The organism is Lacticaseibacillus parahuelsenbergensis, assembly GCF_030770265.1.
Lineage (GTDB): Bacteria > Bacillota > Bacilli > Lactobacillales > Lactobacillaceae > Lacticaseibacillus > Lacticaseibacillus casei.
The window spans coordinates 1,982,176-1,996,828 of sequence record NZ_CP132482.1 but is presented as its reverse complement, the minus strand read 5'-3'; the positions used below and the strand labels follow the sequence as shown (position 1 = coordinate 1,996,828).

General features: G+C 43.9%; 12 protein-coding genes. 11 read left to right on the top strand and 1 reads right to left on the bottom strand.

The window, feature by feature from the left end; genetic code table 11:
- Positions 1-11 precede the first annotated feature (11 nt).
- The 7 genes from LACPH_RS09355 (at position 12) to rfbD (ending at position 6,816) form a co-directional block, all read left to right on the top strand.
- A complete protein-coding gene (locus LACPH_RS09355; protein ID WP_306386757.1) occupies positions 12-1,181 on the top strand; it encodes a hypothetical protein in 1,170 nt (389 codons plus the stop codon).
- Positions 1,181-2,047: a glycosyltransferase gene (locus LACPH_RS09350; protein WP_306386756.1), complete on the top strand. Its 867-nt coding sequence runs from the start codon at positions 1,181-1,183 to the stop codon at positions 2,045-2,047. Before LACPH_RS09355 ends, LACPH_RS09350 begins: the two co-directional genes overlap by 1 nt.
- 360 nt (positions 2,048-2,407) lie before the next feature.
- Positions 2,408-3,088, top strand: a complete 681-nt coding sequence (locus LACPH_RS09345; protein WP_306386755.1) for a sugar transferase — start codon at positions 2,408-2,410, stop codon at positions 3,086-3,088.
- A 332-nt stretch (positions 3,089-3,420) separates the two neighbouring features.
- The gene (gene rfbA / locus LACPH_RS09340; RefSeq protein WP_025012899.1) at positions 3,421-4,296 is read left to right on the top strand and encodes a glucose-1-phosphate thymidylyltransferase RfbA; all 876 of its coding nucleotides are present in this window, start codon (positions 3,421-3,423) and stop codon (positions 4,294-4,296) included.
- Positions 4,296-4,868 carry a dTDP-4-dehydrorhamnose 3,5-epimerase gene (gene rfbC, locus LACPH_RS09335; RefSeq protein ID WP_138426619.1) on the top strand — a complete coding sequence of 191 codons (573 nt, stop codon included), beginning with the start codon at positions 4,296-4,298 and terminating at the stop codon, positions 4,866-4,868. The genes rfbA and rfbC overlap by 1 nt, the downstream gene beginning before the upstream one ends.
- 2 nt (positions 4,869-4,870) lie before the next feature.
- Positions 4,871-5,896, top strand: coding sequence for a dTDP-glucose 4,6-dehydratase (gene rfbB, locus LACPH_RS09330; RefSeq protein WP_306386754.1), 1,026 nt, complete (start codon positions 4,871-4,873; stop codon positions 5,894-5,896).
- Positions 5,897-5,973: 77 nt separating this feature from the next.
- Positions 5,974-6,816: a dTDP-4-dehydrorhamnose reductase gene (gene rfbD, locus LACPH_RS09325; protein WP_306386753.1), complete on the top strand. Its 843-nt coding sequence runs from the start codon at positions 5,974-5,976 to the stop codon at positions 6,814-6,816.
- A 59-nt stretch (positions 6,817-6,875) separates the two neighbouring features.
- On the opposite strand, the gene LACPH_RS09320 is transcribed toward rfbD, so the two are convergent.
- Positions 6,876-7,769, bottom strand: a complete 894-nt coding sequence (locus LACPH_RS09320; protein ID WP_306386752.1) for an LCP family protein — start codon at positions 7,767-7,769, stop codon at positions 6,876-6,878.
- Between the two features lie 158 nt (positions 7,770-7,927).
- Here LACPH_RS09320 and LACPH_RS09315 point away from each other — a divergent pair, with 158 nt between their 5' ends.
- From LACPH_RS09315 to LACPH_RS09300, 4 genes are all read left to right on the top strand, one after another.
- Positions 7,928-8,692: a tyrosine-protein phosphatase gene (locus LACPH_RS09315; RefSeq protein ID WP_306387701.1), complete on the top strand. Its 765-nt coding sequence runs from the start codon at positions 7,928-7,930 to the stop codon at positions 8,690-8,692.
- A gap of 384 nt (positions 8,693-9,076) precedes the next feature.
- On the top strand, positions 9,077-11,230 hold the full coding sequence (locus tag LACPH_RS09310; RefSeq protein ID WP_306386751.1) for an AAA family ATPase: 2,154 nt from the start codon (positions 9,077-9,079) through the stop codon (positions 11,228-11,230).
- A 686-nt stretch (positions 11,231-11,916) separates the two neighbouring features.
- The gene (locus tag LACPH_RS09305) at positions 11,917-12,318 is read left to right on the top strand and encodes a Spx/MgsR family RNA polymerase-binding regulatory protein (RefSeq protein ID WP_010491576.1); all 402 of its coding nucleotides are present in this window, start codon (positions 11,917-11,919) and stop codon (positions 12,316-12,318) included.
- Between the two features lie 353 nt (positions 12,319-12,671).
- Positions 12,672-14,603: a fructose-1,6-bisphosphatase gene (locus LACPH_RS09300; RefSeq protein WP_306387700.1), complete on the top strand. Its 1,932-nt coding sequence runs from the start codon at positions 12,672-12,674 to the stop codon at positions 14,601-14,603.
- Positions 14,604-14,653: the final 50 nt, after the last annotated feature.

Here is a 14,653-nt window from a genome sequence, read left to right as displayed (position 1 = left end):
AGATGCACGACATGGAAAGATTAAGTCAAAAAACCTTGTTACTTGGATATGCGGCTTTTGTATTTGCATCTATTATGTCCTTGAGCAGCTGGAACCTTTTTTATTCAAAAAGCATAAATTTTACTGCAACAATGCTCACCGTCATGCTAGTAGCTCTGGCTATAATCTCACTTCTTAGTGACTGGACGGTTAAAAGGATAGTTGTTCTTCTTATTTTTGGGACACTTCTGTTGATATACTTTTATCTATTTAAGCTGACTTACATGTTACCGATACTCCTTGCTTTAATTGTTGGAACTGGGCTGGACTTTAAATCTATACTCAAATATGACTTTTTCAGTCGGTTATTTTCTGTTTTGTTCGTCGTTATTTTGAGCCTGTTCTCTATTTTACCAAAGTCCGGTTATGGCGCGGACATTTCGGATTTCCATTTTACGATCTTTTGTTATGGCTTTACATATACAAATATTTTGGCGTTTGAAATAGGGGTTCTATTTATTGAATCTTTACTAGTGCTGAAAGTTCGTGAGATCTATCGCGTTTTACTAATGCTTTTGACAACTTGGCTTGAAATTAAAATGGGTTATGAGACGGGAGCGGTTTTTTGCTTAGTTGGCTATACTATTTTTGCAACTACAAAAAAAAGGTCAACTCGCATACCGAATCTTTATCTAATGATGTCAGCTTGGCTTGTACCTTTTTTTAGTTTCTTATCAATTTATGTAGCGAGCAACTTTTCGTCAACGGATGATTTTTGGAATCGCGTTAATGATCTCTTGTCTGGACGAGCAGAGATATGGCAGTTCTATTATCAAGCCATGCCGATTAAGTTGTTAGGTAATTTGCAGACCATTAATCAGAAGACAATGGGAGTGGTTGGATTTGGTGCCTTTGATGGAGCATTTATCCAGTTTTTATTGACGTTCGGAGTTGCTAGTATTTTTCTGATATTTTGCCTCTTTATACTTACTTCAACCAAGAAAGGTCATTTAAGTGATAAGAGAATTCTTTCAATTATAATTCTACCAATTGTGCTAAGTGGATTTACTGAAACAAACGGTTTCTTAGTCACCTTTAGTCCACTTTACTTCATGGTGAGCTCCTATCTATTTTCTGTAAACAAGCTTGGATTAAAACCTGTGACAGATCCGCGTCAAGAAAGTTTGGAGGAGGTTAACTAGTGGGAAACGAAAACAAACAACGAGTTGGAATTTTTGTACCAACCTTAAATGCAGCCGGTCAAATCAATAGAATAATTGCGACTGTGGAGGAGAGCTCAGTACCATTGTCCAATCTATTCGTTATCGACTCAGAGTCCTCTGATGGGACAACAAAAGCTTTACAAAATCAACATATTACGTACCAAACGATTTCGCGAAAGGACTTTTCGCATGGCCTTGTTCGCAAGAAAGCTGCAAATTATTTTCGGAACAAGGTAGATTTTCTATTAATGTTTACACAGGATGTCATTTTTACGAAAGAATCCATTGATAGTCTAATTCAAGGGATTGTATCAAAGCCAAATGTAGGAGTTTCGTACGGCAAGCAGAGAAGTACACGGCAGAACAGCGCTGAATATTATGATCGTTACTTTAATTATCCAGATAAATCGCGTGTCAAGAAAAAAAGTGATATTCCCAAATTAGGCCCGTCAACGTATTTTTCATCTGACGCTTTTTCGATATATAGGCTCTCTGCTGTATTTGACATTGGTAATTTCCCGGAAGAAATTAATTTTGCGGAAGATGCGTATATGTCTGCAAAGTTGATTTTGACTGGTTGGGATGTTTACTATAATGCACGTGCCGAAGTTATCCATAATAATTTGTCTGGATACAGGGATCTTTATCTTCGTTACCGATACATTGCGAAGTTTTACCACAGCCAAAAGTGGATCGGAGATCACTTTGGAACAAACTACGACAAAGGAAAGAAATTAGTCCTCTTCGAGCTCAAAGAATCTTGGCGAAACATGTCTCCCCGCCTTTTTTTTGACGTGATCATTTCAAGTGCAATTAAATTTGTGGCTTATCTTCCTTCAAAATAAAATTGAACGGAAATATAAAAGAAATATGTGGACTTTGCTCACCTTCCTACTGGCATGTTAAGAATCGCTCGACGTTAACTATATTTGCCTAATGTCATCAGTGCTTTTGTTCAAATTTCAATTAATTCGGTTTGGTTTCATGGTGTGCCAATATAGTATGCAGACAATTATTGTTCATGACGTACTTTGGCTCAACAATAATGGAGCACTGATTTTAAGAAAGCAGAACAGAACTGCTCTATTTGATAGCCGTTGTCACCTTGTTTCTCTTGATCATTTATTAAGGATGATTTAAACTAACGGCTGTATAAGCTTTGGAGGAGCTGGCTCAAAACGTAATTAATTGGGGAGGAATGTATTTTGGAGAAACGAATTCAATCGGCAAATGAGGCAGCCAAAATCTCAGGAAAAAAAATAGGCGCTTCAGCAGCTTACCTGGCAGAAAAAAGAATATTCGATTTTTTCTGTGGTTTATGCGGGTTATTTTTGGTTGGGGTTATGAGCCTCATTCTGTTTCCGTTTTGCCTCTTTGGAAAAAATAAGGGACCATTATTTTTTAAACAGGTACGAGTTGGCCAAGGCGGGAAGAAATTTAAAATATACAAATTTCGAAGTATGGTTGTGGGTGCTGAAGCTAAACTTAAGGAAGATCCTGTGCTTTATGCTAAGTACGTTGACAATAATTATAAAATTCCAGCGAACGAGGATCCTCGAATTACAAAGTTGGGCGCTTTCATAAGGAAGTCTTCTCTTGATGAACTTCCACAGTTTATAAATGTACTTAAGGGCGAAATGAGTATGGTGGGCCCGCGCCCCGTTGTTGAAAAGGAATTGGCCGAGTATGGTGAAAGTGTGAGTCTGCTTCTCACTGCTAAGCCTGGGGCGATGGGGCTTTGGCAAGCAAGTGGGCGGAGTGATATAGGCTATCCGGAACGCGCTGAACTGGAACTCTATTATGTGAATCATCGGTCTTTTCACTATGATCTATTTATTTTAGCTAAGAACATTGTTTCAATAATAAAAAAAGATGGCGCATTTTAAAATCGCTTATTTTTTGAAGCGACGGACCATTTGGAATTAAATCCTAGTTTAGAAAGTTGATTAAGAGGGCTTCGATTCCTTAATCTGATAGGGATACCGGAGCCATTCTTTATGAAAGATTTTAACGAAGCTATACATTTTAAAGCAGCAAAATCGAACTTTCTTTGTTACTAGATAACTAATGAGGCTTAGGCACATGGTTTGCAGTCTATTCAGAATGGAGTTATTAATTGTTGGATGAATATATTTCAAGGCTACCTGTATAATTTTTCGGGTTTTTGATTGTGTTCCACTGAGTTTTGAATCACGCAATACAAAGAGGAGATATTTTAATGAAGGGAATTATTTTAGCGGGTGGGTCTGGGACTAGGCTTTATCCAATAACTAAGGCAACCAGTAAACAATTAGTACCTATTTACGATAAACCGATGGTGTATTACCCTTTTTCCGTTTTAATGCTGTCTGGAATCAAAGAATTCTTAATTATATCAACACCAGAATTCTTGCCACAATTTGAAAAGCTCTTTGGTGATGGACGCGATCTTGGGTTAAACATCCAGTACAAAGTTCAGAATGAGCCTAATGGGCTTGCTGAGGCATTCATCTTAGGTGCAGACTTCATTGGTACTGACACCGTTGCATTGGTTCTTGGGGACAATGTTTTTTACGGTGCAGGTCTCTCTAAATTGTTACAGGATGCTGCTGCGAAAAAATCAGGCGCTACTGTCTTCGGTTATCAAGTCACTGACCCAGAACGTTTTGGGGTAGTTGAATTTGACGACCAACAACATGCCATTTCAATTGTTGAAAAGCCTAAGCATCCGCGTAGCAATTATGCGGTCACGGGATTATATTTCTATGATAACGATGTCGTGAACATTGCAAGGAATGTCAAACCTTCAGCTCGTGGTGAATTAGAAATTACAGATATTAATGAAGAATATCTTCGACGAGGACAATTAGATGTCAAAGTCATGGGTAGAGGATACGCATGGTTAGATACAGGAACTCATGATTCGCTTCTAGATGCTTCAAGTTTTGTGGCAACTATCGAAAAACAGCAAAATTTAAAAGTGGCTTGCCTTGAAGAGATTGCTTATCGTATGGGATACATAGATCTTAATCAGCTCAAGAAACTGGCACAGCCGCTCAAAAAAAATGATTACGGTCAGTATTTGCTGCGGCTCGTTAAGGAGGAACTTAAATAATGGCTTTGAAAACAATACCTACTAAGTTAACAGATGTTAAGTTAGTTGAAACTGATGTATTTGGCGACAATCGTGGATTCTTCACGGAAACCTATACACGTGAAAAGTTTGTGGAAGCCGGCATCAAGAATGATTTCAATCAGGATAATCAGTCCCTATCGGCGGAGGCAGGGGTTCTCCGAGGGATGCATTATCAGATGGCACCTTACGCTCAAACTAAACTCGTACGCGTTGTAACTGGTGTCGTAGAGGATGTTTTGGTTGATATCCGCAAAGGTTCACCTACTTATGGTCAATGGGAAGGCTATATTTTAAGCCAATATAATCATCGACAATTGTTGGTGCCTAAGGGTTTTGCACATGGTTTTATTACCTTGACACCAAATGTTAACTTTGTTTACAAGGTTGAAGGTTACTATGCACCTGAAGCTGATCGAGGTATTGCGTTTGACGATCCTGATATCGGTATCGAGTGGCCGATGTCAACCGCCCACCTTATTATGTCGGAGAAAGATCAGCATCATCCACAGTTAAAGGATGCTGAAAACAATTTCGTTTATGGGGAGATTTGATAATGAAACTAATGATTACAGGCGGTGCGGGCTTTATTGGCTCAAACTTTGTTCGTTTTGTTTATAATAACCATCCGGATGTTCAGATTATGGTTTTGGACAAACTAACTTATGCAGGAAACAAGGCAAACATTGAAGATGTTTTAGGCGATCGGGTGAAGTTGGTAGTCGGCGATATTGCTGATAAAGAGCTCGTTGATAAACTGATGGGTCAAGTTGATACTGTTGTTAACTTCGCGGCTGAAAGCCACAACGACAATTCACTGATTAATCCAGACCCATTTTTACATAGCAACGTAATTGGCACGTACACATTGCTTGAGGCCGCCCGCAAATACGATGTGCGCTTTCACCATATCTCAACGGACGAAGTATATGGTGATTTGCCTTTGCGCGAAGACTTGCCTGGCCACGGAGAAGGCCCTGGTGAGAAATTCACGGTCAACAGTCGGTACAATCCGTCAAGTCCATACTCTTCAACTAAAGCAGCGAGCGACATGTTGGTTCATGCGTGGGCACGCTCTTTTGGCGTACGAGCTACGATCTCAAATTGCTCGAACAACTATGGCCCGTATCAACATATTGAAAAGTTCATTCCGCGACAGATTACCAATATCCTGAGCGGTATCAAACCAAAGCTTTATGGAACCGGGAAAAATGTTCGTGACTGGATCCATACAAATGACCATTCATCAGCTATTTGGGATATTCTTACCAAAGGCAAAATCGGTGAGACTTACCTGATCGGTGCTAATGGCGAAAAGGACAACAAGACGGTTCTTGAATTGATCTTGAAGTTAATGGGCAAACCGACCGATTACTATGATCAAGTTAAAGATCGTCCAGGTCACGATATGCGCTATGCGATTGATGCGTCCAAGACTCGAGAGGAGCTGGGCTGGAAGCCAAAGTACACAGACTTTGAAGAAGGCTTGGCGGACACAATTAAGTGGTATACCGATCATCGCAGCTGGTGGCAAGATGAGAAGTCCGCTGTTGAAGAAAAATATCAAAGAAATGGTCAATGATGGATGATGGTTCCTAAACAAGATCATTGATGCGAGATATCAATTGATTGACATGTAAGAGGTCGAGGAGAAGATACATGAAGATTTTGATTACTGGTGCGCAAGGCCAGCTTGGTACGGAATTACGTCACTTGTTAGATGCTCGGGGGATTTCTTACCGGGCAACTGATGCAAAAGATCTTGACATTACTGACGAAGCTGTTGTTGATCAGTATGTTAAGGAATACCAACCGGACGTCATTTATCATTGTGCTGCGTATACAGCCGTTGATAAAGCTGAGGATGAAGCTAAGGCGCTTAATCAACTGGTTAACGTTGATGGCACTCGAAACTTGGCAAAGGCTGCGGCGGCCGTTGACGCGACGTTGGTTTATATTAGCACGGACTACGTTTTTGATGGTGACAGCAAGGAAATTTATACTGTTGATGATCAGCCTGCCCCACGTAATGAATATGGCCGGGCAAAATACGAAGGCGAACAGGAAGTTCAAAAATACCTGAAAAAGTACTATATTATTCGGACGTCTTGGGTTTTTGGGGAATATGGACACAACTTCGTCTACACGATGTTGAATCTTGCAAAGACACACAAAGAGTTGACAGTGGTCGATGATCAGTATGGCCGACCGTCTTGGACCAAAACGTTAGCAGAGTTTATGACGTTTGCAGTTGATCACCACCTGGATTACGGCATTTACCATTTATCTAACGACAACAGTTGTAACTGGTACGAGTTTGCCAGTGCAATTTTAGCTGATAAAGATGTGACAGTTAAACCTGTCTCATCAGCTGAATACCCGCAAAAAGCATGGCGACCGCGGCACTCTATCTTAGACTTAAGCAAGACGAAGGCAACTGGTTTTAAGATACCGACGTGGCAAGATGCTTTGAAGGAGTTCATAGCAACTATTAATAAATAGAATGCGCAATTCGGAAGGGTAAACAAAAAGCAGTGATGCAAGGCATCACTGCTTTTTGTTTACTTTGCGTCCAACGCATCCTGAATCACGTTGTGTCCGCGTGTTAGTTCAGTGTCTGACATTACTTCATAATCCTGACCATCGATATTCTTTCCGGTACCATGCAGTTGGTCACTCTTGATCGTATTACCGGCGTCCCGATAGGCAGTTGCCAGGTTTTTAACTGATCCAAGAGAAACATCAGTGCGGACGTTCTTACCAACAGCATTTAAGAATTTCTGACTAAGCACCGTAGTTGGATTCTTCTTCAACTTACCGATAATTGAAGTGAGGATCAACTGTTGCCGCATCTGCCGGCCATAGTCGCCTTGCGGATCGTCATAACGCATCCGCGAGAACTTCAGCGCATCGCTACCAGAGAGGTCATAGGATTGTCCCTTAACGAAGGACTTGCCTTCATAGTCGAAACTCAGCGGTGAGGTGACGGTGACGCCGCCAACGGCATCTACCATCTGTTCTAGGCCCTTCATGTTGACGAGTAGATAGCCATCTAATTTGATGTTTAGGAGCTTCTCAACAGCTTCCATGGCGGTGTCAGAGGAGCCGTATGAATAGGCAGCGTTGATTTTGATGGTGACATCATCGAAATTGACTTTGGTGTCGCGCGGTACTGAGAGCATGGTGGTTGTCTTGGATTTCGGGTTTAGAACCATCACAATCATGGTATCGGTGCGGCCTTTGTAGGAGCGGCCGAGCTCACCGGTGTCGGTACCGAGTAATAAGTATGCAACGGGTTTTTTGCTGGTGGTTTTGTCATCAGAAGATTTGTTGGTCTTCTTATTGTATGAATATATTTGTGATGTTGAATTATGAACCATATAGTACACGAAACCGCCAAACCCCAGAGCGGCAACGAGTACGACGAGCAGAACGCGTACTAGGATCTTTTTCATTTCTAAACCTCATTTCCTCCGTAATCTTTTGATATTATACCGCAAAGTGTGCTATCTCGCTGATCTATTGCGAATCGTTAACAAACTGTTATAAAAAACAATTTGACGTTGGCAGCGCTTCATTAGATACTAGGTAGTATTGGAAGGGGAACTGAATGATGATTGACGTGCATTGCCATATGTTACCAGGCATTGATGATGGCTCAAAAGATTTGACGACTTCACTGGAATTAGCGAAAGCGGCGGTTGCCGACGGGATTACGCATGCTTTGATGACGCCGCATCATATGAATGGACATTATACGAATCATGCAGCGGATGTGATTCGGTTAACGGACGAGTTTCAAAATGAGCTGGAAAAACGCGATATTCCGCTAACGGTTTTTCCATGCCAAGAGGTCCGCATTAATGGCGACCTGTTAGAAGCGATTGACCACCACGACATTTTGACTTGTGACGTAACCGGCCACTATGTCTTGATCGAATTTCCGTCTGATGATGTGCCGCTTTATACGCAGAATATGTTGTTCGAAGTGATGCAACGCGGGATGGTGCCTGTGATTGTGCATCCGGAACGGAACACTCGGCTGATGAAGCATCCGGGTTTGCTATATCAAATGATTGAACGTGGTGCGTTTGCGCAGGTGACTGCTAGCAGCTATGTCGGAACGTTCGGCAAAAAGGTTCAGCAATTTTCAGAGGACATTATTGACGCAGGCCTGGCGCATGTCTTTGCATCTGACGCGCATCACTTGCCTGGTCGTAGTTATGAGATGTCCGCAGCCTTCAAGCGTCTGGCTCGTAAACGTGGCGAAAAGAAGGCTAAGATTTTCGAAGACAACGCACGGGCGCTGGTCAATGGCGATCCGTTGGTACGATTTAATGAGCGGAAAGTCGAAAAACGGTTGCTGTCGCGGTATTGATACTTTAAGTTGTTCCCATAAAAATATTTCTGAATAATTAGCACTCACCTTGTTCGAGTGCTAATTTCGTGCTATAATACATTATGTAAACAAGGAAAAGGCGCAACGGCATCAGTGCCATTAAGTGAATAAGCTCGACACGAAAGTACTGCCAGTGCGTCTGGGAGTACTTTTTTGTAGAGCGTGAACTGGCGCGGTTAGAAGTCGGAGTGTAAGTGGCCTCAGGCGTGATGGCCTGGGCTTAGGCCATTGCGCCTGAGGTCCTTACACGCAGACTTCTGCGCCAGTGAACGCGTTTCAGAGAAGTATCAAACTTCTCCGCACAGAACCACGCCAAACACATCGCCTTTTCCCCGCACATTCCCAACAAGGAGGAATTCAGCTATGGCAAACTTTAACGATCCGTTTTTCAACAATCATGACATGGACGATATTTTTAATCAGATGCTTCAAGGAATGGGTAAAGGTGAATCAGCCCGGTATGTGGTTAACGGCCACGAAATGACGCCTGATGAATTTGCCCAGTATCGTGCGACTGGCCAGTTGCCGAAGCAGGGCGATGAAATTCCGGTTGCGACCACTGGTGAACAGGCCGTCAAAAAAGGCGGCATTCTGGAAAAGCTTGGTCGCAATCTGACGCAGGAAGCCAAGGATGGTTTGCTTGATCCGGTTATTGGCCGGGAGCACGAAATTCAAGAGACTGCCGAGATTCTGAGCCGGCGCACGAAGAATAATCCAATTTTGGTCGGAGATGCCGGTGTCGGCAAGACGGCGGTTGTTGAAGGCTTAGCGCAGGCAATTGTGAAGGGTAACGTGCCTGAAGCGATTAAGGATAAGCAGATTTGGTCGATTGATCTGTCGAATCTTGAAGCCGGCACGCAATATCGCGGCAGCTTTGAAGAGAAGATTCAGAATCTGATCAAAGAAGTGAAAGCTGCTGGCAATGTCATTCTGTTCTTTGATGAAATCCATCAAATTCTCGGTGCCGGTGCAACTGGCGGCGAAGAATCCGGCGGCAAAGGCCTGGCTGACATTATCAAGCCAGCATTGTCTCGTGGTGAGATTACCGTGATTGGCGCCACGACCCAAGACGAATATCGCAATACCATTATGAAGGATAGTGCCTTGGCACGCCGGTTCAATGATGTTACCATCAACGAGCCAAGCGCTGCGGACACGGTCAAGATTTTGGAAGGCGTCAAGAAGCTTTACGAACAACACCATCACGTTCAGTTGCCGGAAAATGTTTTGAAGGCAGCGGTGGATTACAGCATTCAGTATATTCCACAGCGTTCTTTGCCTGACAAAGCGATTGACCTGATCGATATGACCGCGGCACACTTGGCAAGCAAACATCCGATTGTTGACAAGGTTGAACTGGAAAAGCAAATCAAGGATCTGAACGCCCAAAAGGATGCAGCGGCGAAGGCTGAAGACTTTGAAAAAGCCGCCAACCTCAAGAAGGAGATTGCCGACAAGCAACATCAGCTTGAAGGAACGAACGACGAGAAGCCTGTTGTGGCAACCCCGAATGATGTCGCTGCGGCGGTTGAGCGGTTGACCGGCATTCCGGTATCGAAGCTTGGTGCGTCTGACATTGAACGTCTGAAAGACATTGGCAAGCGCCTGAAGGGCAAGGTCATTGGCCAAGATGAAGCCGTTGATATGGTGGCTCGGGCCATTCGCCGGAATCGGGCTGGTTTCGATGAAGGCAACCGGCCAATTGGCAGTTTCCTGTTCGTTGGACCAACCGGTGTCGGGAAGACTGAATTAGCCAAGCAGTTGGCGTTGGATCTTTTCGGCAGCAAAGATGCGATTATCCGCTTAGATATGTCTGAGTACAGCGATCGTACCGCGGTATCCAAGTTGATTGGTACTAGTGCCGGGTACGTTGGCTACAACGACAACAAGAACACGCTGATTGAGCAAGTACGCCGGAATCCATATTCGATCGTTCTGCTCGATGAAATCGAAAAGGCTGATCCACAAGTCTTGACGTTGTTGTTACAAGTTTTAGACGATGGTCGGTTAACCGATGGCCAAGGCAATGTCGTGGACTTCAAGAACACTGTCATCATTGCCACTTCCAATGCTGGTTTCGGTAACGAAGCGTTAACGGGCAAGAAGGAAAAGGACGAAGACTTAATGAAACGGTTGGCGCCTTACTTCCGTCCTGAATTCCTGAACCGGTTCAACGGTATCGTTGAATTCAGTCACTTAACCAAGAAGGACTTAGGCAAGATTGTTGACCTGATGCTTGAAGACGTCAACAAGACCTTAGCTAAGAAAGGCATCACCTTAACAGTGACTGCGGCAGCCAAGGATTGGTTAATTGCCCAAGGTTACGATGAAGCGATGGGTGCACGACCATTACGGCGGGTCATTGAACGTAATATTCGTGATAAGGTAACCGACTTCTATCTGGATCATCTCAAGGCGAAGAAGTTGCAAGCGGATTTGGTTGACGACACCATCGTCATCAGCGAAGCCCAGCCGACCAGCGGCAAGCCTAAGAAAGAAGCCGTTGGCGCAAAGTAATCGTATCTCGCCAAACCATTTAAATTAAAACCGTCCGTTAGATTGGGTATGCTTCATAGTCGTCAAGTGCGAAAACGCTTGGCGGCTTTTTTTGGTCTCAAAAAAGTTGTATAATAAAATTTAAAATAAATTGTGCACGTCCTTTTTCGAGCAAGAATCTTACCTGTTGCCTGCTTGAGGTAGTGCAAAAGCCTTGTGCACAAGGCTTTTAAGGGACTGATATTTGGCCAAAATATTTAAATGTTAGTAATCGAAAATTATTTTTTTTAAAAATTGTTATTGAAAGCGATATAAGCTTGTGCTAAATTTGATGTAAGCCAACCGGTGATGTGAAACTGAAATATCAGATTTCATGCTAAAAATTCACAATTGAATCAAGCCCTCGTTCAGGCACCATCAGTGTTATTTAATTATTTTAGGTCAGGACTTTGACTTCAACCGTTCATTTTTTAACGACCTGATTCATTTTGGTCAGCATGTCTGAATGATTGAAACCCCAGTCACATAGCATGAGAGTGTCTTTATTGTCATAAGTGTCTGAATGTGTTAAATTATTATTAGGATAATAAAATGGTGTCGTAAGTAAATCACCATAGGACTTGTGAACGTTGTTAGCATTGAACACGTGGGTGGTATTAGCAGAGAAACGATAATGATATATTATCGTTTTGTTGAGGGGTGATTGGATGATCAAGTTGTATACATCAGGTTCGTCAAAATCGAGTCGCGAAGCTAGAGCGTGGTTAGAAGCCAACGGACTGCCGTTTGAGGAGATTTCGTTGTCGAAACAAGGCATCAGCAAAGCGCAGATTTTGGAACTGTTGGCCCGATCGGAAGATGGCATCGATAGTTTAGTCTCACGGCGTTCAAAGGCGTTTCAGGCCCTTGATGTTGATTTTGATGCATTGTCACTTAAAGAAGCGGTTGATTTGTTATCTAAGCAGCCAGCCATTCTCCGTCGGCCGATCATTGTGGACGATCGGCGCTTATTGTTCGGGTTTAACCAAGATTCAGTCCGCGTCTTCTTACCGCGCGAAGTTCGCCGGCAAAAGTTGTGGGCAGCGTTGCTGAACACTTCGAGTGTGTGAAGGGTTCGGCAACGAGCAATTTTGATAAGTTAGGTTTATGCATTAAAGAGTCCCGTCTGTGACATTGGCAGATGAGACTTTTTTTGTTTGCGTACGCTTTTGAAAATAGCGGATCAACAAAGCTTAGCGACTGAGCTTGGAATCGTTGGTATAGTTTTCGGGTTACCTTAATCAGCTTATCTTTCGAAAAGTTCCAATTAAAAAGCAGTGGTTATGTTCCGGTTGCTAATGGCGCTACCACCGTCACATGATGAATTTCCTTCAAAAAGTGGTGAAACCGTATACAAAATCCTGAAATATGCTATCATATTGCCATGAGCCAAAAATTGGTCTACGTGAAAGGAAGCTATTTCATGGATTTGTACAGTGAGCTGACGGCAAAATATCAAACGATTCCAGCCATTGCAACCGAGATTATCAATCTAGAGGCAATTTTGAATCTACCGAAGCCGACCGAGGCGTTTATGAGCGACATCCACGGGGAATATAATGCGTTTCAGCATGTTTTGCGCAATGGCAGTGGCAATGTCAAAAGCAAGATTCGGTCCTGTTTTCGGGATGAGATGACCGAGAAGACGTTGCAGCGCTTTGCGTTTTTGGTGTATTACCCGTCTGAACGGTTGGCTGCGATTCATCAAGAGATGGATGGTGACGATCTGCAGCAGTGGTATCTGACCACTTTTCGGCGCTTGATCCGGTTGTTGGCCTTTACGGCGACGAAGTATACGCGGTCGAAGGTGCGTAAGGCAATGGCGCCGGAGTTTGTTTATATTACCGAAGAGCTGCTGTATAACGATGCTTCGATGCAGGACAAGTTGGCCTATTATTGGCAGATTATTCATAACCTGATTGTTTTGGAGCAGGCAGATGAATGGATTGAAGCAACTTGCCGAACGATTCAGCGGTTGACAGTCGATCATTTTCATATTGTCGGCGATATCTATGATCGGGGACCGGCCCCGGATCAGGTTGTTGAAAGTCTGATTCGGCGCGATCAACGGCATTCGGTCGACATTCAGTGGGGCAATCATGATATTTTATGGATCGGCGGCGCAGCGGGATCGGCGTTGTGTATTGCCAATCTTGTGCGGATTTCGGCGCGGTATAACAACCTGAGCATTCTGGAAGATGTTTATGGGATTAATCTGCGGCACCTGGCGCGGTTGGCGGAGCAATATTATCAGGATAATCCGGCATTTTCGCCGAAACTAGGGCGGTCAGATCGCCCAATTACCGAGGCGGAGCGCCTGCAGATTACCCAAATTCATCAAGCAATCTCGATGATTCAGTTTAAGCTTGAGGGTCCAACGATTAAACGGCGACCCGAGTTCGAGATGGATCATCGCCTGCTGCTGGACAAACTCGCACCAGACTTTGCCACGATCGAGCTGAATGGGCATACTTATCCGATTGAAAATGGCTGCTTCACCACGGTCGATCCCGCCGATCCTTACCGTTTATTGCCAGAGGAAAAGGAAGTCATTGATTCGCTGGTGGAGTCGTTCACGCATTCCGAAAAGCTGCATCGTCACATGGATTTCCTGATCAATCGCGGCAGTATGTATTTACGCTACAATCGCAATCTGCTGTTGCATGGGTGTGTGCCTGTGGACGAAGATGGCAATTTTATCGGCTTGACCATTGATGGCACCACTTATGCCGGCCGCCAATTATTTGACATGCTGGAAGCCAACTTGCGCCTAGCGTACAGTCAACCGAATGAAAAGGCCGATTTGGCGACTGACCTGTTATGGTATTTGTGGACCGGACCGAATTCACCGTTATTTGGCAAGCATGACATGACGACGTTTGAACGGTACTTTATCAAGGATCCTGCGACCCATGTGGAGGGCCGCAATCCTTATTATCATTTGCGCAAGGATCCGGATTTTATCAAGAAAATTTTGGAGGAGTTCGTCCTCGATCCGGAAGTCGGGCACGTGATTAATGGCCACACGCCGGTGAAAAAGGGTACCGATCCGATTATGGCGAATAACAAAATGATTGTCATTGACGGTGGCTTTTCCAAACCTTATCAAAAGACGACTGGGATCGGTGGCTATACCTTGCTGGACAATTCCTATGGGATGCAGCTGGTGACGCACCAACCGTTTACCACGAAGGCGGATGCCATTGCCAATCTGACCGACATTATTTCCACACGGCGGGTTGTTGAAACAGAGGCGCGCCGTCGCACTGTGGCAGAAACCGATATTGGGACCGCCCTTCAAGCGGAAGTCGAAGTTTTGAAACGGCGGTTGGCGGAACTGCGTAACGGAGATTAAACAAAACTCGTCTATCAGCTAAGAAAACGCACATGCTGGCGCTCTTAACA

Bases quoted from the DNA above. Each gene is read 5' to 3' on its own strand.
- LACPH_RS09355 (WP_306386757.1), top strand. From the start codon at position 12: ATGGAAAGATTAAGTCAAAAAACCTTGTTACTTGGATATGCGGCTTTT.
- rfbA (WP_025012899.1), top strand. From the start codon at position 3,421: ATGAAGGGAATTATTTTAGCGGGTGGGTCTGGGACTAGGCTTTATCCA.
- rfbC (WP_138426619.1), top strand. From the start codon at position 4,296: ATGGCTTTGAAAACAATACCTACTAAGTTAACAGATGTTAAGTTAGTT.
- rfbB (WP_306386754.1), top strand. From the start codon at position 4,871: ATGAAACTAATGATTACAGGCGGTGCGGGCTTTATTGGCTCAAACTTT.
- rfbD (WP_306386753.1), top strand. From the start codon at position 5,974: ATGAAGATTTTGATTACTGGTGCGCAAGGCCAGCTTGGTACGGAATTA.
- LACPH_RS09320 (WP_306386752.1), bottom strand. From the start codon at position 7,769: ATGAAAAAGATCCTAGTACGCGTTCTGCTCGTCGTACTCGTTGCCGCT.
- LACPH_RS09315 (WP_306387701.1), top strand. From the start codon at position 7,928: ATGATTGACGTGCATTGCCATATGTTACCAGGCATTGATGATGGCTCA.
- LACPH_RS09310 (WP_306386751.1), top strand. From the start codon at position 9,077: ATGGCAAACTTTAACGATCCGTTTTTCAACAATCATGACATGGACGAT.
- LACPH_RS09305 (WP_010491576.1), top strand. From the start codon at position 11,917: ATGATCAAGTTGTATACATCAGGTTCGTCAAAATCGAGTCGCGAAGCT.
- LACPH_RS09300 (WP_306387700.1), top strand. From the start codon at position 12,672: ATGGATTTGTACAGTGAGCTGACGGCAAAATATCAAACGATTCCAGCC.